The 17,579-nt window shown below is 40.0% G+C and carries 18 protein-coding genes; 11 read left to right on the forward strand and 7 right to left on the reverse strand.

The annotated features are described in order from the left end of the window. Positions 1–51: 51 nt before the first annotated feature. The 3 genes from ACWPW6_RS11360 to fos form a co-directional block, all read right to left on the reverse strand. The gene (locus ACWPW6_RS11360) at positions 52–453 is read right to left on the reverse strand and encodes a hypothetical protein (protein WP_154623094.1); all 402 of its coding nucleotides are present in this window, start codon (positions 451–453) and stop codon (positions 52–54) included. 129 nt (positions 454–582) lie between these two features. Further along, complete coding sequence (locus ACWPW6_RS11365) at positions 583–1,107, reverse strand: GNAT family N-acetyltransferase (protein ID WP_249998875.1); 525 nt, start codon at positions 1,105–1,107, stop codon at positions 583–585. A 76-nt stretch (positions 1,108–1,183) separates the two neighbouring features. Next, positions 1,184–1,600 carry a fosfomycin resistance glutathione transferase gene (fos, locus tag ACWPW6_RS11370; protein ID WP_249998877.1) on the reverse strand — a complete coding sequence of 139 codons (417 nt, stop codon included), beginning with the start codon at positions 1,598–1,600 and terminating at the stop codon, positions 1,184–1,186. Positions 1,601–2,156: 556 nt separating this feature from the next. Between fos and ACWPW6_RS11375 the strand changes: the two genes are divergently transcribed. Beyond that, entirely contained in the window at positions 2,157–2,861 is a 705-nt protein-coding gene (locus tag ACWPW6_RS11375) for a MarC family NAAT transporter (RefSeq protein WP_154622290.1), read from the forward strand. On the opposite strand, the gene ACWPW6_RS11380 is transcribed toward ACWPW6_RS11375, so the two are convergent. Then, the gene (locus tag ACWPW6_RS11380) at positions 2,855–3,514 is read right to left on the reverse strand and encodes a transglycosylase SLT domain-containing protein (protein ID WP_163862070.1); all 660 of its coding nucleotides are present in this window, start codon (positions 3,512–3,514) and stop codon (positions 2,855–2,857) included. The two genes, ACWPW6_RS11375 and ACWPW6_RS11380, sit on opposite strands and share 7 nt — an antisense overlap. Before the next feature lie 267 nt (positions 3,515–3,781). Here ACWPW6_RS11380 and ACWPW6_RS11385 point away from each other — a divergent pair, with 267 nt between their 5' ends. Genes ACWPW6_RS11385 through ACWPW6_RS11400 form a run of 4 tightly spaced genes read left to right on the forward strand, consistent with a single transcriptional unit; the run spans position 3,782 to position 7,332 of the window. Further along, entirely contained in the window at positions 3,782–4,693 is a 912-nt protein-coding gene (locus ACWPW6_RS11385; RefSeq protein WP_154622292.1) for a metal ABC transporter substrate-binding protein, read from the forward strand. Positions 4,694–4,695: 2 nt separating this feature from the next. Then, the gene (locus ACWPW6_RS11390) at positions 4,696–5,586 is read left to right on the forward strand and encodes a manganese/iron ABC transporter ATP-binding protein (protein ID WP_250000501.1); all 891 of its coding nucleotides are present in this window, start codon (positions 4,696–4,698) and stop codon (positions 5,584–5,586) included. After that, positions 5,583–6,473, forward strand: a complete 891-nt coding sequence (locus ACWPW6_RS11395; protein ID WP_154622293.1) for a metal ABC transporter permease — start codon at positions 5,583–5,585, stop codon at positions 6,471–6,473. The genes ACWPW6_RS11390 and ACWPW6_RS11395 overlap by 4 nt, the downstream gene beginning before the upstream one ends. Continuing rightward, a complete protein-coding gene (locus ACWPW6_RS11400; protein WP_154622294.1) occupies positions 6,466–7,332 on the forward strand; it encodes a metal ABC transporter permease in 867 nt (288 codons plus the stop codon). The genes ACWPW6_RS11395 and ACWPW6_RS11400 overlap by 8 nt, the downstream gene beginning before the upstream one ends. A gap of 78 nt (positions 7,333–7,410) precedes the next feature. Here ACWPW6_RS11400 and ACWPW6_RS11405 read toward each other — a convergent pair whose 3' ends face one another. Beyond that, positions 7,411–9,699 (reverse strand): FdhF/YdeP family oxidoreductase, encoded by a 2,289-nt coding sequence (locus ACWPW6_RS11405; protein WP_163862073.1) that lies wholly within the window; start codon positions 9,697–9,699, stop codon positions 7,411–7,413. A gap of 415 nt (positions 9,700–10,114) precedes the next feature. Between ACWPW6_RS11405 and ACWPW6_RS11410 the strand changes: the two genes are divergently transcribed. After that, positions 10,115–10,984 carry a fructosamine kinase family protein gene (locus ACWPW6_RS11410; RefSeq protein ID WP_154621832.1) on the forward strand — a complete coding sequence of 290 codons (870 nt, stop codon included), beginning with the start codon at positions 10,115–10,117 and terminating at the stop codon, positions 10,982–10,984. 42 nt (positions 10,985–11,026) lie between these two features. On the opposite strand, the gene ACWPW6_RS11415 is transcribed toward ACWPW6_RS11410, so the two are convergent. Then, positions 11,027–11,566 (reverse strand): YniB family protein, encoded by a 540-nt coding sequence (locus ACWPW6_RS11415; RefSeq protein WP_154621831.1) that lies wholly within the window; start codon positions 11,564–11,566, stop codon positions 11,027–11,029. Between the two features lie 324 nt (positions 11,567–11,890). Between ACWPW6_RS11415 and hxpB the strand changes: the two genes are divergently transcribed. The 4 genes from hxpB to ACWPW6_RS11435 all read left to right on the forward strand — a co-directional run bounded on the left by hxpB (position 11,891) and on the right by ACWPW6_RS11435 (position 15,571). Further along, the gene (gene hxpB, locus ACWPW6_RS11420) at positions 11,891–12,556 is read left to right on the forward strand and encodes a hexitol phosphatase HxpB (protein WP_249998879.1); all 666 of its coding nucleotides are present in this window, start codon (positions 11,891–11,893) and stop codon (positions 12,554–12,556) included. A 189-nt stretch (positions 12,557–12,745) separates the two neighbouring features. After that, positions 12,746–13,321: a metal-dependent hydrolase gene (locus ACWPW6_RS11425; RefSeq protein WP_154621829.1), complete on the forward strand. Its 576-nt coding sequence runs from the start codon at positions 12,746–12,748 to the stop codon at positions 13,319–13,321. Positions 13,322–13,500: 179 nt separating this feature from the next. Further along, on the forward strand, positions 13,501–14,892 hold the full coding sequence (locus ACWPW6_RS11430; protein ID WP_154621828.1) for an L-cystine transporter: 1,392 nt from the start codon (positions 13,501–13,503) through the stop codon (positions 14,890–14,892). A gap of 292 nt (positions 14,893–15,184) precedes the next feature. Further along, positions 15,185–15,571, forward strand: a complete 387-nt coding sequence (locus ACWPW6_RS11435; protein ID WP_249998880.1) for a YkgJ family cysteine cluster protein — start codon at positions 15,185–15,187, stop codon at positions 15,569–15,571. A gap of 305 nt (positions 15,572–15,876) precedes the next feature. Here ACWPW6_RS11435 and ACWPW6_RS11440 read toward each other — a convergent pair whose 3' ends face one another. Further along, entirely contained in the window at positions 15,877–16,887 is a 1,011-nt protein-coding gene (locus ACWPW6_RS11440) for a luciferase-like monooxygenase (RefSeq protein WP_163862079.1), read from the reverse strand. Positions 16,888–17,175: 288 nt separating this feature from the next. On the opposite strand from ACWPW6_RS11440, the gene ACWPW6_RS11445 reads away from it, so the two are divergent. Next, positions 17,176–17,490 carry a hypothetical protein gene (locus ACWPW6_RS11445; RefSeq protein WP_154621825.1) on the forward strand — a complete coding sequence of 105 codons (315 nt, stop codon included), beginning with the start codon at positions 17,176–17,178 and terminating at the stop codon, positions 17,488–17,490. The last annotated feature ends 89 nt before the right edge of the window (positions 17,491–17,579 follow it).

The raw sequence follows: 17,579 nt of genomic DNA on the forward strand, positions 1-17,579 counted from the left end.
CAATCATATTTTTTGATCTTGGGGGGATAAAGCGGCTGTGCGTTTGTACCATCAACGCTGATTATGTCCTAAAAAGAAAACACTTTTTAATCCTTCGAGACGAGCATATTCTTGCTGACAAACTAATTTACGCACTTGCATTGGCATACTATCAATACGCGAGCGAATTCCATTGAGTTGATCATCTAGCCCATTCATCCCTTTGATACTGACGATATCTTCATTGGTCTTTAAATAGTCTGCGAACGTTTGTAGGTTACTTTCTAAACTATCGCATACATTATTATTGACATCCCGACTTGGTATTAATGAGCTAATGGATTCCGGCAAAAGGTTTGCAACACTAGGATAAATATTTTGTTTCCATTGTTGTGGGAAAACAATAAATAGTGCAGCCATTGAGATACCAATCAGCATCACTAAGGCTGTTAGAGCCGTCATTACATTTTTCATTTACAACCCCAAACTGTCCTGTTTCACTGTCTCTAGGATACTGCATAAGGCGTAAAGCAATTTTTATAATAAAAAATTGTTTGTAAAGAAAACTTTAGCAAGCGTATTTTGCTAATAAAAGCAGACAAATTAAGATGATACGTTATTGTCCAATAATTTATAGAAGAGTGTTGTACTTTCAAATTCATGCTGTGCATTTGTCACAAAATGAGGGATTTCTCCCGCTTTAATATAGCCTTGTTTACAATACAAATGAGACGCGGTATCCCCCGTTCGGGTATCCAGTACCAATAATGTCCGTTTATGATTAAGCGCTAACTGCTCAATATTCATCAACAACTGTTTCGCCATACCATGCCCCCGAAAAGCAGTATGTACCATGAGTTTTTCAACTTCTGCTCGATGACGTCCATTTGCTTTTAAACATAAAGAGAGTTGAATGGCGCCAACTAACTGTTGATCAATATATTTCACCACTAATAGGCGCTCACCTTTACGTAAATCATTATCGACCTTTTGCCAATACTGCCGGGCGTCCTTCAGCATTAATGGTGCAATAAATCCGATTGATGCTCCACTATTAACACTATCGATTAATAGAGACTCTAACTGCTGTTCTATGCCTTCTATAGATGTCATTTCTTTGATAGACATTGTATTTTTCCTTAATACCTTATTTTGTTATTAGCATCAAAAATAGTTATTTTGTAAAGGCCAGTTAACAAGGAAACTAATCGTAAAACACCATATTCTCATAAGGTGCTTTTTGGCAATGTGCTAAACGCTCTATTAATGAACCAACATGAATTTCTAGCTTATGGCCATCCGGATCCAAAAAGTAAAACGAATCCCCTTCGCTACGATTATCTTTCCAAACGGTAACATCTGCACGTTGTAGCTTTTCAACTACCGTAGAAAAGTCTTTTGATGATACGGTGAAAGCATAATGCGTATAGTCTGTCTTCTCTAGTCGTTGGGCCTTTCGGGTGGGATCGACTGAAAGACATACCCATAACTCCCCGCATGTGAGGTAAGCACCATTTTTCCATCTTGCATGAAGCTTCATTCCTAATATTGAATGATAGAAGAACAGACTGTTCTTAATATCTGTGACTGCCAGAGTCAAATGATTAATCCCCGTAAGCATATAACCTCTATATTAAATTGCCAGAAAAAATATGTTTTTATATATATTCAATTAGTTAAATAATATACGGATGGGTATTTCGATAATAATAAACAATAAATGTTTATTCTTTTAATGAATTTACATAACCAATAGTTAACTAACATAATTAAGCGTATAACTTAAAGCATATCGAAATTTTGACAACCTACTAATAGATGCCCTTTCCCTTTTTATGTCCCCCATAAAAAGGGTTTTTTTTACCCTAAAAATTGAACACTTTTAAAACACAAGCCTATCTAACTGTTATATAAGAAATAAGATAAGTTATTCACAATGGAATGCTAATGTTATCCACAGTTAATGTGAACAACTGCTCTTATTTCATATTATTTGAATACACCTCTTTGTAATTTAGAAATGTCATTATGAGACTCGTCATGGCAATATTTTATCGTTAACTTCACTAGCAAACAGCAGTCGGAGTGCTTTTACGGGGCATACAATAATAATTTTTGTTATAGTGCTCATTCATACTCAAAATTGTTAACATCTATAAGAGCTTAATTTGCCTATTATGAATGATATTTTGGAACTGTTTCAGGCCATCGGTATTGGATTGGTTTTATTACTACCACTTGCCAACCCTCTGACAACAATCGCTGTAATGCTCAGTTTGTCTGGCAATATGACCAAAGAACAACGAAACCATCAATCACTTTTGGCTGCCATCTATGTTTTTGCAATCATGACAATTGCCTTTTATGCTGGGCAGTTAGTCATGAATACATTCGGTATATCCATCCCCGGTTTAAGAATTGCAGGTGGGCTCATTGTGGCCTTTATCGGATTTGGAATGCTATTCCCTAGCAGTGAAAATAATGATGACACTAGTGCATTAGCGCCTGATGATTCGACTATTTCTAAAAAACGTCAACGATCTCCAAATATTGCCTTTGTTCCCCTCGCCATGCCAAGTACTGCTGGACCAGGAACTATCGCTATCATCATTAGTTCTACGGCATCTTTGCAAGGTGATGTCGGATTTGCACCTTGGATCTTAAAAGTTGCTCCTGTTTTGACATTTTTTATTGTCAGCCTAATCGTGTGGTTAGCGCTAAGGGGCGCAACTTCAATTATGAAATGGTTAGGTAACGGTGGGATTGATGCTATTTCTCGTATTATGGGATTCTTATTAATTTGTATGGGAGTCCAGTTCGTTATCAACGGTATCGTTGAAATAGTCGCACAACTCCCACATTTAATCGCAACACATCAATAGTTTATGGCTAATGCATTATAAGCATTTTTCACTTTCCACAAATAGCGCGGAGCTTGAGGCGCTGGATGCTTAGATTGAACGTGCTGGTAGAACTCTTCAGGCGTCAAACTATTAATCATCGCAATAGCTCTGCCCTTATCATTATCAAATGTTCGCAATAACGCCCCTGCACCATTAACGTAAGCAACAACAGTCGCATAGTACATGGTTTGTGGATGATTAATCCCCGCTAGGTGCTGCTCTTTAAGTATACGAATATAGGTGGTACCGATATCAATATTGGTTTTTGGGTCTTTTAATTCATGACTTGACGGTTCCCCCGACTTACCCTGATAACGATAAGCATCACGACCCGCTGTCGATGCTTTTATTTGCATTAGGCCAATAGCATTGGATTTACTCACCACTTCAGGTCTAAAGTTGGATTCGACCTCAATTATCGCTCTAATCAACGTTTCATCGACATTATACCGATTTGCTGATTCTCGAATAAATTCATCAAATGGCGTGCGAGGGAATGAAATATTTTGCTGTACGGTTGATAAATTGCTACTTTTATTTAACATCCGTTGTGTTGATACTTGTTTTTCTGGTTCACTGGAGCATCCCGCCAGTAACAGAAATACCAATGCGCCACCGATATTTTTTTTCACCGAGATATCCTCTGCTAACAAAACTGACGGAAGAATAACTAATCGTAAGAAAAATAAAACAATTTTTACTTAACTTTTACTTTAAGACATGTTCTATTCATACCAATATATAATCACAATAATTGATGAATCACACACTTTTTGTCTTGACTTTATCCAATTGATATTGATAATCATTATCAATTGAGTTTTAATCCTGTTATGCTTTTTTGTTAATAACAGTACAATTAAAAAATCCACTAAGCCAATGATGTCAGGGTCTGAACTATGAACAAAAAATTTTCGCTCTTTTCTAAACCACTGCTTTCTGCTCTCTTTGCTTTATCCGCTATTCTACTAGTCAGTCAACCTGCTTTGGCTAAAAAGTTTAAGGTCGTCACAACTTTTACTATTATTCAAGATATCGCACAAAACGTGGCGGGTGATGCCGCAATCGTAGAGTCCATTACTAAACCTGGGGCAGAAATCCATGGTTATCAACCTACCCCGAAAGATATTATGAAAGCTTATGATGCTGACTTAATCTTATGGAATGGTCTAAACCTTGAAGTGTGGTTTCAACGTTTCTTTGAGAATTTTCAAAACGTTCCTGCCGTCGTAGTCACTGAAGGTATAGAACCTATGCCAATTCGAGAAGGTGAATATAAAGGAAACCCAAACCCTCATGCTTGGATGTCTCCTGCCAATGCCAAAATTTACATCGAAAATATTCGCAAAGCCTTGGTAAAGTATGATCCAGAAAATGCAGAAATCTATAACGCAAACGCTAAAAAGTATGCTGAAAAAATCGCACAACTTGATACACCGCTTCGCGAACGTCTTAACCGTATCCCTGAAGATAAGCGTTGGTTAGTATCCAGTGAAGGTGCATTTAGTTATTTAACAAAAGACTACGGTTTAAAAGAAGTGTATCTATGGCCTATCAATGCTGAAGAGCAAGGCTCCCCACAGCAAGTTAAAAAAGTTATCGATACCGTACGCGAATATAATATCCCTGTTGTTTTTAGCGAAAGTACTATTTCAGATAAACCCGCACGCCAAGTTAGCAAAGAAACTGGGGCAAAATATGGTGGGGTACTGTATGTGGACTCATTATCAACTGCTGATGGCCCTGTACCCACCTATATTGATTTGCTAAATACAACAGTAGACACCATAGCGAAAGGATTTGATCAGTAATGATGAGTAGCTCAAACCGCTTTGAACACCCTAAATTGATTGTTGATGATGCCACTGTAACGTATAACAACGGTCATACCGCTATTTATGATGCAAGTTTTAATATTACTGGTGGCTCAATTTGCGCACTCGTTGGCGTCAACGGTAGTGGCAAATCAACCTTGTTTAAAACGATCATGGGGTTAGTCACCCCATCATCTGGTAGCGTCACTTTAAATGGCGAGCCAATTAAAGCTGCGCTAAAAGAAAATATTATCGCCTATGTTCCACAAACAGAGGAAGTTGATTGGAACTTCCCTGTGCTCGTTTCTGATGTAGTGATGATGGGACGTTACGGTAAAATGGGCTTTTTCCGTATCCCCAAAAATGAAGATAAAGAAGCAGTCAAAAAAGCGCTAGAGCGCGTGGACTTAGCAGGGCTTGAGCATCGCCAGATAGGTGAGCTGTCTGGAGGCCAAAAAAAACGGGTCTTTCTCGCTCGTGCTCTTGCTCAACAAGGTGAAGTTCTGTTGCTCGACGAGCCTTTTACTGGGGTTGATGTTAAAACTGAAAATGCCATCATTGATTTACTACGCAGTTTACGCGATGAAGGCCACCTGATTTTAGTATCAACCCACAACTTAGGTAGCGTACCCGAATTTTGTGACCAAGTGATTTTGATTAATCGTACAGTACTGGCCAGTGGCCCAACTGAAACCACCTTTACCCAAAAGAATTTACAAGTTGCTTTTGGTGGCGTACTGCGTCATATCAATCTCTCCGGACAAGAGCTTCATGATGATGATGACCCCCGCTCTATCACGGTCATTACCGATGATGAAAGGGCTGCTGTCTTCTATGGTCACGACCACGATGCACCCGTTAGAACGAACCAACCTAAGGATTCAGAATGATCGAGTTGTTACTTCAGCCTTTCGAGTACAACTATATGGTTAAAGCCATCTGGGTAAGTGCCATTGTAGGTGCCGTCTGTGCATTTCTGTCCGCTTATTTGATGCTCAAAGGCTGGTCATTAATGGGGGATGCCCTTTCCCATTCTGTTGTTCCTGGGGTAGCAGGCGCTTATGCGTTAGGGTTGCCTTACGCCGCTGGTGCTTTTTTTACTGGGATCTTGGCAGCTCTTGCGATGACGTTTATCAAGCATATCACCCGTTTGCGTGAAGATGCCGTAATTGGCTTTATCTTTTCCACCTTCTTTGCTGCGGGTTTATTGATCGTATCGTTAAACCCCACTTCAGTGAATGTGCAGACTATTATATTTGGTAATATTTTAGGTATTGCAGATGCCGATGTGCTGCAAGTTGAAATCATTATTGCCGTCTCTTTCATTGTATTACTCGCGCTTTGGAAAGATCTACTCGCAGTATTTTTTGATGAAAGCCACGCGCGTTCAATTGGGTTAAATCCACTACGTTTAAAAATAATCTTCTTTACCTTGCTGAGCGCCTGTACTGTTGCTGCGTTACAAACAGTTGGGGCAATTTTGGTTATTGCAATGGTCGTGACACCTGGGGCAACCGCCTACTTACTGACTGACCAATTTAAACGTTTATTGATCATTGCGGTGGCTATTGGTACAGCAACCAGTGCAATTGGTGCTTATGCGAGTTATTTCCTCAATGGTGCAACTGGTGGATTAATTGTTACTTTACAAACAATTATTTTCTTGTTGGCTTTCTTCTTTGCACCAAAACACGGTATTTTTGCATCACGACGCAAAGCAAAACAAGAAGTGGAGAATTTGCATAAAATAAAGCAACAAGGAGCCTCTAATGAGTGATTTTATTGACTTACTAACGGCGCCGTTTCTCTTCCCTTTTATGCAAAAAGCGATCATCACCGCCATCGTGACAGGTGCTGTATGCGCCATTTTATCTTGCTTTTTAGTCCTAAAAGGCTGGTCATTGATGGGGGATGCTATCTCTCATGCCGTATTACCAGGTATCGTCATCGCTTCTGTGGCAGGTATTCCTCTTGCTATAGGCGCCTTTATTTCAGGGCTATTTTGCGCATTCGCGACGGGTTATTTAAAAGAGAACAGTCGAATAAAAGAAGATACCGTGATGGGAATTGTGTTTTCCGGCATGTTTGCCGTCGGTTTAGTGATGTTTGCTAAAATCGATACAGAACAACACCTTACCCATATTTTATTCGGTGATATTTTGGGAATTACTGATGCCGAGTTTAAACAGAACTTATGGTTTGCAGGTATCACGATCGCCATAATCTTACTAAAACGTAAAGATTTTATGTTGTACTGTTTTGACCCTAATCAGGCAAGGGTCATTGGACTCCCCGTTAAACTCATCCATTATGGTTTACTGTCCTTACTTGCTTTAACTATTGTCGCCTCGCTACAAGCCGTCGGGATCATTTTGGTTATTGCCATGTTGATTTCACCGGGGATCATCGCATTCGTGCTATGTCGAAGTTTTGGATGGATGTTGGTGGTTGCCGTCATCGCCTCCGTCACTTCCAGCGTGATTGGTACTATTATTAGCTTCCACATTGATGGGGCAACCGGCCCTTGTATCGTGATTACCCAAGCGGTTTATTTCATTATTGCTCTGCTCTACAGCAAAATGGTATTAACACGCAAAAGAGCTAAAATGCCGCAAGAAAAGTTACAATCAGCCTAAAAATTCTTTTGTTATTAAAAAATAAAGGCCGCTTCCTATAAGAAGCGGCCTTTGACTATGCAGATTAATCATGAGTACTTAAGAAGCTACATCAACTTTTTCCAATACGATTGGAATATTTTTATAAGCAGGAATACCGCTTTGTGGATCAAAATTATCCAATGCGATTAGGTTATTCGCTTCAGGAAAATAGGTCGCAACACAACGGTCTGCCATATCATAAATCACGACTTTCAAGTTATCTAAACGGCGATGAGTGCGTTTTTGATCACTATCAAGTGCGATAATGTTGACCCTATCACCAGCTGCCAAGTTTTGTTTTTTCGCTTGCGCTTCACTGATAAACATCACGTCACGTTGACCAAACACGCCTCGATAACGGTCATTTAATCCATAAATCGTGGTGTTATATTGATCATGGCTGCGAACTGTCGCTAAGATTAACTCGCTGTTCACGGCTGATTTAGGATCTTCAATCACCCCTTCTGTGGTCATGAAATTTGCTTTACCAGACTTCGTTAGCCAGCGTCGTTCTGACGCCGCGTTAGTGAGGTGAAAACCGCCAGGCACACGAATACGCGCGTTATAATCGTCAAAACCAGGTAAAACAGCTTCCATTGCGTCGCGGATTTTATCGTAATCATCAATAAAATCATCCCATTCCACTTTAGTATTTGGCAATGTGGCTTTTGCCATACCAGCAACAATGGCACATTCTGATTTTAAATGTGGGCTAGCTGGTTTTAACTTACCGTGAGAAGCATGTACCATCGACATGGAATCTTCCACTGTAATACTTTGTGGCCCTGTTTTTTGCATGTCACGTTCAGTACGCCCTAATACAGGGAACAAAAAGGTATTTTTTGCCGTTAATAGATGTGAGCGATTCAGTTTTGTGGCTGCATGTACCGCCAAATCTAATTTTTTCATGCCATTAAAACAAGCATCTTGATCAGGCATTGCTACTGCTAGATTTCCTCCCATGCAGATCAGTGCGCGAGCTGTTCCCTCCGCGATTGCCTGCATGCTTGCAACTGCGGCATGACCAAACTGAGCTGGTGGTTTAAATCCAAAGCGCTGCTCAAGTTTATCCAAGAAAGATTGGCTTGGTTTTTCGGTGATCCCGACAGTACGGTCACCCTGAACATTGGAGTGCCCACGTAAAGGACAGATACCCGCCCCTTCACGACCAATATTGCCTTTTAGCAAGAGTAAATTGACCAATTGTTGAATATTTTGCGTACCATGTTGATGCTGAGTGATCCCCATGCCATAGCAAATGATCGTTCTGTCCGCCTCAATATATAACTGTGCTATTTGTTCAATGTCTTCTTTTGAGAGACCGCTAACACGTAAAATATCTTCCCAGCCTGTTGTCATGACATCATGCTTAACGGCCTCAAAACCAACAGTATGAGTTTGAATAAATTCGTTATCCAAAATAGGTGCTTTTCCTTGTGCAATCGCAGCTTCATGCTGCTCAATCACACAACGCATCACGCCTTTTATCAAAGCGGTATCACCACCAATGCGTACTTTATAATAGTGCTCAGCTAACCGCGTTGATTCAAACGTTAACATTTCAATCGGGTCTTGAGGGTACTCAAAACGCTCCAATCCACGCTCTTTCAACGGATTAATGGCAATGATTTTAGCGCCTCGTTTTGACACCTCACGCAATGAACTTAACATTCTTGGGTGATTCGTTCCCGGATTATGACCAATACAAATGACTAAGTCGGCCTTATCAAAATCCTCCAGCAAAACCGTACCTTTACCAACACCTATCGATGCAGCAAGCCCAACACTCGTTGGTTCGTGGCACATATTGGAGCAATCGGGAAAATTATTAGTACCGTATTCTCTCGCAAACAATTGATAGAGAAACGCGGCTTCATTTGACGTACGACCTGAAGTATAAAACTCTACACTGTTTGGATCAGGATAACTTGATAAAAGCTGACCTATTTGTGCAAATGCGTCTTCCCATTCAATCGGCTCATAATGGTCAGTTTGTGCATTATATTTCATTGGATGCGTTAATCGACCTTCGTTTTCTAAATCGTAATCATCCCATTTTAATAATTCGGAAACAGAATATTTAGCGAAAAATTCAGGTGTGGTTCTTTTTGATGTTGCTTCCCATGACATGGCTTTTGCGCCATTTTCACAGATATCAAATGAGGCATAATGTTTTGGATCAGGCCATGCACAACCTGGACAATCAAATCCTTGAGGTTTATTCATTTCAAACATTGCTATCACATCATGACCAATATCCATTTGGCCTCTAATGGCTTCCGCGACGGCTTTTACCGCGCCCCAGCCCGCAGCCGGGCCAGTGTAATTTTCAATTTTTTCTTTCATTTTCATTACTCTTTTAAATTTAAAATATTACAAATAATGAACATCAAATAATTACAATCTAATTTTGATTAAATTTTATTTAATTATATACATAGAAAAATATAGCAAATAATATTAATAACAATAAGCCATTATTTTTATTAATAGGCAAATAGAATTAAAAATATGTCATTATTACGACTCAAATTTAATTCACTCTATTTATTGTCATATTTCAATATTTAATTACGATGATTTATCAACGTCATAATGATTATTTAATTACAACAAATTTTCAAAAAAGCCATATTCCATCAAATGTTATCACTGGGTAATTTCGTGATAGGCTCTTCTTTTTAAATAATTATTGCTGTTAATTCCTAAACTGTCGCTATAGAATTGTGTTAATGAAGACCAAAGCAAAGCGAGGTGTGTCATGTGGCAAGCAATGTATCGTTTATTAAGCGAACACTTGGGTGAAGCAGAACTTCATAACAAAGAGATCCTGTCTGGAGGAGACATTCATCACACGATGAAAATCGATTATGGTGAACATACCATTTTCGTCAAACAGAACCTGCGTGAATTTTTGCCTTTGTTTAAACAAGAAGCTGAGCAGCTTGAGATGCTTGCCAAAAGCAATACTATCACCGTGCCAAAAGTCTACGGCGTCGGAAGTAATAAACACCATAGCTTCCTGCTACTCGAATATTTTCCGTTGAAAAAATTTGATGCAACCAATGCATGGCGCTTTGGTCAACAATTAGCACAACTTCACCAATGGGAAGAGCAGCCTAGTTATGGTTTTGACTTTGACACCATGTTAGGGACCATCACTCAGCCAAACGGATGGGAAAAGCGTTGGAACTCGTTTTTTGCTGAAAAACGCATTGGCCTACAATTACAACTTGCAGCAGAAAAAGGTATGGTATTTGGTGATATTCAACAAATCGTTGATATTGTCAAAAAACGCCTTGCAGGACATCAGCCTCAACCCTCATTGTTACACGGTGATTTATGGCCTGCCAATTGCGCTATTACCTTGGAGCAAAACGGTATTTTATATGATCCCGCTTGTTATTGGGGGGATAGAGAATGTGATATCGCAATGTTACCGCTGTATCAAGAATTACCAATCCAGATTATAGATGGCTATCAAAGTGTTTGGCCATTACCAAGCGGTTTTCTCGATAGGCAGCCCCTTTATCAACTGTACTATTTACTTTGTCAGTCAAACATATTTGGGCTTGAAAAGAGCTACTTGCATGCTCGAACGATTACCGATGAGTTACTTGGTGAAAAGTAACGACGTGTTTTGGCCCAGTTTTGTTTGACTGGGCCTGACTGATTACCAATTCAAAAATTTTAACGCGAAATAAATTGCGACACCTAACACGATCGGCCAAAAATACAGAATAAAGAACTGAGTAAAAATGGTATGACGAGGGATCGTAACCTTAGCTTCCAATTCCTCTTTCGAAACGTCGTTACCTTTCGCCTTTTCTAAAATCACATGGTCTTCAATACTTTCACGAATAAACTTAATTTGTCGATACATTCGTAGGCCCGACGCACTTAGCGCTATACCAACAAAGATAAAAATAAAAATGATTATAAAACCGATATTCGCCCCGACAAACCCTTCAGAGACTCGGGGAATGGGAGAGTTATGCCAAAACAGATTGAGAAATGGTGTACTTTGACGGGTCATTTCAGCCATTAATTTAATAAAATCATTGGCGACCGCGTTAATTCCCTCACCTTCCAGCCCTTTTATTGCTGCAAGTTTGATGAGTGAAGCTAAGGTAGAAAGCAATGCTACAAGAAAAACAATCCAACCGAGAATACGTTTGCCGATTGCGACATAACTTGCAGTCTGGTAATTCATTATTAACCCTCAAAAAATTTTTTTTATAACTAATCATAACTGAATTTTCATAAACCCACCAAATTTACAACACTGAATAATAGTGTTCCAACTATTTTCAGATTTTTTAACTTGTTATTTATTAAGGCTATTAACAAAGATCCCCGTTCTGATATATATAATCAAGTAATGACTTGCTACAATATCTCGTCACACGAAAGGGCTAAGCATTTCAAGTTGTATGCCACTCATTAACCAAGTGACCAGTGAAATCAATCCATCATTTCACTGCATACAACGGATTGAAGCATGGCAAGGTCACACATACATGAATGGAGTTTTGACATGTACCATAATTTAACCATCCAATCTGTTATTTTTGATATGGATGGCTTGCTGATTGATTCTGAGCCTTTTTGGGCACAGGGAGAGCGAGAGGTGTTTTCTCAGTTAGGCATCGACTTGTCTATTGCCGATAAATTACCTGATACTCTCGGTTTACGTATCGACCATGTTGTAGAGCTTTGGTACCACGCTTCTCCATGGCAAGGCCATAGCCTCAAAGAAGTTGAGCAAATGATTATTGACCGAGTCATTGGATTAGTTGAGGAACAACGACCTCTCCTACCTGGTGTGCATCATGCCCTTGAACTGTGCCGTTCAATGGATCTCAATATCGCGCTCGCTTCAGCATCCCCACTCTATATGCTGGAAAAAGTCTTAAACTTATTTGATATTCGCGATTATTTTTCTGCGGTCGTCTCTGCTGCTGATTTACCTCACAGCAAACCACACCCAGAAGTTTATCTGAATGCCGCAGCGTTGTTAGACACCAAGCCTATTCATTGTGTGTCATTAGAAGATTCCTTTAATGGCATGATTGCCGCTAAAGCAGCACGGATGCGCTCGATCGTCGTACCCGATAAACAACATTTTAATGACTCGCGTTGGGGCCTCGCTGATGTTAAGCTATCTTCACTCAATGAATTAACTGAAAAACATTTGCGTTAATTTTTATTCATTTCTTTTTTTATCTAATCCCTATCATTTTTTGATAGGGATATTACGAAAAAGTATAAAGCTCTGATGTTATTCGCTAATAAATAAGCGTTTTTTTCGCTACTCACCTATCATATTCCTTGTAAACACTTTATACTTCCCGCCTAACTGTATAGATAAACAGATGGTAATTTATCCACCATGACTGCTGAAGGGCACCTGCTATTTTCTGTCGCCTCATTAATAATGGCACATAAGCTAGAAATCACGACTGAGCTTGCTCAAGGTGACTGGCTACATATGGTGCCAGGCGTTCTGCTGGGTGCCTTATTGCCAGATATCGATCACCCTTCTTCTATTCCAGGGCGGCTATTAAGGATCTTATCAATACCGATTTCTAAATTATGCGGACACCGTGGATTCACGCATAGCTTGATTGCTTGGCTACTATTAATGATCGCCTGCTACCAGTGGTTACCATCACAATGGGCTATCCCGAATGATTTACTGCAAGCATTCTTACTCGGTTATATCAGCCACTTAATTGCAGATATACTAACGCCTTCTGGAGTGCCATTCCTATGGCCACTGCCGTTGCGTTTTTGCCTGCCACTACTGCGTAGTAAGTCAAATAAACGGGCTGAGCGCTTTGTTGCTATTGCATTGACGGTTTGTGCTTGCCTTCTACCTGCTGGCTACAACTTTGATCTGCACTCACAATTTGATAGCGTTATAAAATATATTCATAATCAAATAGATACATACTTACCTACCTAATCAATCGTTTTGTAATATACTGTAAGTATCAATCTTTATATGTTATTACTTTTCATTATAAGAATTGTATTTTATCTACTGTTAACATATAACCAGTTGTTAGGATAAGCTAATCCCTTATAACCTTTAAGGTTTACAGTGCTAATAACATAATTCAAAAACTGCGATTGGAGTTCGGAATGAATATTCCTTTAATAATTAATGTGCTCATCTTTGTAGCACTGCTTATACTGCTAGCAAAATTAGGGGCAAAGGGCTGGAGTCTATCTAAAAAAGTTTTATTAGGCTTGGTTTTCGGTGTTGCTTATGGTGTAGCGCTACACTATGTGTATGGTACTGGTCACCAAACGCTGAAGGATTCCATTCTCTGGTTTAATATCGTCGGTAATGGTTATGTGCAATTATTACAAATGGTTATTATGCCATTGGTATTTGCCTCAATACTCAGCGCTGTTGCACGCCTACACAAGGCTTCCTCTTTAGGAAAAATTAGTTTTTTAACGATTGGTACATTACTATTAACGACAGCCATTGCCGCACTGATTGGTATTTTGATGGCTAATCTGTTTGGCTTAACGGCCGAAGGTTTGGTTCAAGGCCAGCAAGAAACCGCTCGTCTTGATGCGATTCAAAATAACTATGTCGGTAAAGTATCCGATCTAGCTGTTCCACAGTTAATTTTATCCTTTATTCCAAAAAATCCATTTGCTGATCTGACTGGGGCTAGCCCAACGTCAATTATTAGCGTCGTGATTTTTGCAGCCTTCTTAGGTGTCGCTGCCTTACAATTATTCAAAGATGACCAAGAGCGTGGTGAGAAAGCATTAGCGGCTATCGATGTGTTACAAGCTTGGGCGATGAAACTGGTTCGTTTAGTGATGCGTTTAACACCGTATGGTGTAATGGCACTAATGATAAAAGTTGTCGCAAGCTCTAACTTATCCGATATCATCAACTTAGGTACTTTTGTTATTGCCTCTTATGTCGCAATCGGATTAATGTTTATTATCCACGGTATTTTCATTGCGGTAACTGGCCTAAGCCCGATTAAATTTTTCAAAAAAGCAGGTCCAGTATTAACGTTCGCTTTCACAAGCCGTTCTAGTGCAGCGAGTATTCCATTAAATATTGAGACGCAAACTCGCCGTTTTGGTGTGCCAGAGTCTATCGCTAGCTTTTCCGCTTCCTTTGGTGCCACTATCGGCCAAAACGGTTGTGCAGGTATTTATCCTGCGATGTTGGCGGTAATGGTTGCGCCAACAATGGGAATTAACCCATTTGATCCTCTATGGATTGCCACCTTGGTTGGTATCGTCACAATCAGTTCCGCTGGGGTTGCGGGTGTTGGTGGTGGTGCAACATTTGCGGCATTAATTGTATTGCCAGCGATGGGTCTCCCCGTCACGCTTGTGGCATTATTGATTTCCGTTGAACCATTGATTGATATGGGCCGTACCGCATTAAACGTGAGCGGTTCAATGACTGCGGGTACCGTAACCAGTCAGTTAATGGGTGAAACCAACAAAACAATTTATAACCAGGAAGAGGATGGCGAACTAAAACACGTCTAATCTTCGCTCATGATTAACTACTCACCGTCCTATCGGGCTCGGTTAGTAAAATAACAATCACACCCTGTGAGTCTTAGGCTGACAGGGTGTTTTTTTATCTCACGCCTTTAATTAAATTTATTTATCGTATGGATAACGATAAATTTCAGTGTTTAATTCTAAAATACCTTGCCAATAGTCAATAGTACGTAAGATAATAGCGGCTGAGTAACGATTCTAGGCTATCTGCCTATGTTACGTCAGCCCGTGTTCTGCGGGTCACCATCATCAATATTTTTTAGTGATTTTATATATGACCAATATTCATATACTAAAAACTGATCCTGAAAATAACCCATGTGTAAGTTGCGGTGCATGTTGCGCTTATTTTCGCGTCTCTTTCTATTGGGCTGAGAGTGAAAGTGGTGGTGGGTTAGTCCCTCAAGAGTTAACTGAGCAGATCACCCCCTTTATGAGTGCAATGAAAGGGACGAACCAAAAACACAATACGCGCTGCACCGCATTGACAGGTACCATTGGCGAATGTGTCTCTTGCTCAATTTACACACAACGACCAACGCCTTGCCGCGAGTTTGAACAATCATGGTTATCAGGAGTTCACAATGAAGCTTGTGACCGAGCTCGAGCAGCCCATGGCCTTCCGCCTTTAGAAACTCACTTGCCACAGATCGCGTGTTAACCGTCTATGACCCAGGTCACTCTGGGTTATCTCTTTGAATCCATTGATGATACATCTTACTTCGATGAAGAAATTGAGCTTATTCATCTCAATAGATTAATTGAATAACAATGAAAAATGGTCATCTCCTTTAGCCACATCCCCTCTTCTTTGATGCCTCTGAATGATATTCAGATCGACTGTTTATCTAACGTCAATCAACATAATCCGAATGGGTTATGTTGAGGATTTAAATGGCTTCCAAGGACTATTTCTTTGTTTTGCGGATGTTAAAGCGTTATCTACGCAAAAAAACGCTAATATGTTTATTCTTCCCTTAACTCTGTCATGGCTTCCATTGCTAATTCAAATGAATATAAGCGAGCCTGATGGTCAAAAATTTGCCCATTAACCATGATTTCATCGGCCTGAGTTTGCCGCAATATAGACGCTATCCCATGACGAACTTTCGCCTTATCTCCTACCAATGACATCCCTAGGGCTTGCTGCACACCCAATTGCTCGGCTGGAGACCAAATTTTATCCATATCTTGAACAGGCGGTGGCAATTGAGCAGGCTGTCCTCTACGCAACATAACAAAAGCTTGCTGCATTGATGTAAATAAAAATTCAGCATCACGCACCGTATCAGCTGCAATTATATTGATACAAACCATTGCATAAGGCTTTTCAAGCCTTGCTGAAGGTTGAAAGTTTTCACGGTATACATGCAGTGCCTGTAGTAACAAATCAGGTGCGAAATGTGATGCAAAGGCGAAAGGTAAGCCCATCTGAGCAGCAAGCTGTGCGCTGTATAAACTTGAACCTAATAACCAAACTGGAATTTTTTCGCCATAACCGGGAACAGGCCTAACAGGTGGGTTAGGATCTATTGCATCAAACCAATTGACTAATTCAGCCACATCTCGCGGAAAATTATCAATATCCTGACTCATGTGCCGACGTAGTGCCCTCATGGTCTGTTGATCGCTTCCCGGAGCACGCCCTAGTCCTAAATCTATTCGATTTGGATATAAAGTATTCAATGTTCCAAATTGCTCAGCGATCACCAGAGGTGAATGGTTAGGTAGCATAACGCCTCCCGAACCTACACGTAACCTTGTGGTATTCGCAGCAAGATAGCCAATCAGCACTGATGTGGCAGCACTTGCTATCCCAGTCATATTATGATGTTCCGCTAACCAATATCGATGATAGCCGAGTTTTTCAGCTAATTGGGCTAAATCGAGAGAATGAGAAAAGGCTTCCTTAGCGGTAGCACCTTGAGGGATAGGCGCAAGATCTAACACGGAAAAAGGCATATTGATATCAGACATAATGACTCACTTTGTTATCATTTTGTTCGTTATACAACATGCTAATCGATTACTCTCTCACCTGCCAGTCACTCTGTTTCCTACAGCACAAGTGATGCTATCTCGCTATACTAACACCCCATAATAAAGCCTTAATTGACTCTGCTATTTGTGTTAGGAGGCTAAATAAGTAGAAAATATGGAAAAAGTGCAGCAATTGTGAAGCTTCAGTCAAAGCAGGTAAAACCGATTGCGGTAAAAAACCAATTCATTGATTATTCAAATCAGTGCAAATAAGAGGATATATCAATGACAAAATTAAATTCTGGTTTACTTGCTATCATGTTGATGTCAATTGGATTTTCGGCTGCTGCTAATGGCCCTAATAATAAAGTGCCACGCAGCCATATGGGGAATCACCCTAATATGCTATTCAGTGTGACTCAACAGACAACAACCCCAAATGAAACATTGAAAAAACTTGCTAATGATGCACCCAAAGTGGCAGAAGGTAAACGTTACATGGTTAAAATGAGCATTGTAGAAATGCCTGAGTATGCCCCCATGAAACGAGGTGCAGCACCGCAACCGGCCAATGCAGCTACAACGACTCCAGCACAATAGTTTTTTAAGATAAAATACCTCATAGGTATTACCTTTTAGACTAATACGCAGAATCAAATAGCATCTCTTGCAAATGTTCGTTATCTTAA

This window comes from Providencia sp. Marseille-Q8014 (assembly GCF_965112055.1).

Excerpts from the sequence above, each read along its gene's own strand:
- ACWPW6_RS11395 (WP_154622293.1), top strand. The coding sequence starts at position 5,583 with ATGATCGAGTTGTTACTTCAGCCTTTCGAGTACAACTATATGGTTAAA.
- ACWPW6_RS11405 (WP_163862073.1), bottom strand. The coding sequence starts at position 9,699 with ATGAAAGAAAAAATTGAAAATTACACTGGCCCGGCTGCGGGCTGGGGC.
- fos (WP_249998877.1), bottom strand. The coding sequence starts at position 1,600 with ATGCTTACGGGGATTAATCATTTGACTCTGGCAGTCACAGATATTAAG.
- ACWPW6_RS11400 (WP_154622294.1), top strand. The coding sequence starts at position 6,466 with ATGAGTGATTTTATTGACTTACTAACGGCGCCGTTTCTCTTCCCTTTT.
- ACWPW6_RS11375 (WP_154622290.1), top strand. The coding sequence starts at position 2,157 with ATGAATGATATTTTGGAACTGTTTCAGGCCATCGGTATTGGATTGGTT.
- ACWPW6_RS11410 (WP_154621832.1), top strand. The coding sequence starts at position 10,115 with ATGTGGCAAGCAATGTATCGTTTATTAAGCGAACACTTGGGTGAAGCA.
- ACWPW6_RS11390 (WP_250000501.1), top strand. The coding sequence starts at position 4,696 with ATGAGTAGCTCAAACCGCTTTGAACACCCTAAATTGATTGTTGATGAT.
- ACWPW6_RS11430 (WP_154621828.1), top strand. The coding sequence starts at position 13,501 with ATGAATATTCCTTTAATAATTAATGTGCTCATCTTTGTAGCACTGCTT.
- ACWPW6_RS11415 (WP_154621831.1), bottom strand. The coding sequence starts at position 11,566 with ATGAATTACCAGACTGCAAGTTATGTCGCAATCGGCAAACGTATTCTC.
- hxpB (WP_249998879.1), top strand. The coding sequence starts at position 11,891 with ATGTACCATAATTTAACCATCCAATCTGTTATTTTTGATATGGATGGC.
- ACWPW6_RS11445 (WP_154621825.1), top strand. The coding sequence starts at position 17,176 with ATGACAAAATTAAATTCTGGTTTACTTGCTATCATGTTGATGTCAATT.
- ACWPW6_RS11435 (WP_249998880.1), top strand. The coding sequence starts at position 15,185 with ATGACCAATATTCATATACTAAAAACTGATCCTGAAAATAACCCATGT.
- ACWPW6_RS11360 (WP_154623094.1), bottom strand. The coding sequence starts at position 453 with ATGAAAAATGTAATGACGGCTCTAACAGCCTTAGTGATGCTGATTGGT.
- ACWPW6_RS11385 (WP_154622292.1), top strand. The coding sequence starts at position 3,782 with ATGAACAAAAAATTTTCGCTCTTTTCTAAACCACTGCTTTCTGCTCTC.
- ACWPW6_RS11425 (WP_154621829.1), top strand. The coding sequence starts at position 12,746 with ATGACTGCTGAAGGGCACCTGCTATTTTCTGTCGCCTCATTAATAATG.
- ACWPW6_RS11440 (WP_163862079.1), bottom strand. The coding sequence starts at position 16,887 with ATGTCTGATATCAATATGCCTTTTTCCGTGTTAGATCTTGCGCCTATC.
- ACWPW6_RS11365 (WP_249998875.1), bottom strand. The coding sequence starts at position 1,107 with ATGTCTATCAAAGAAATGACATCTATAGAAGGCATAGAACAGCAGTTA.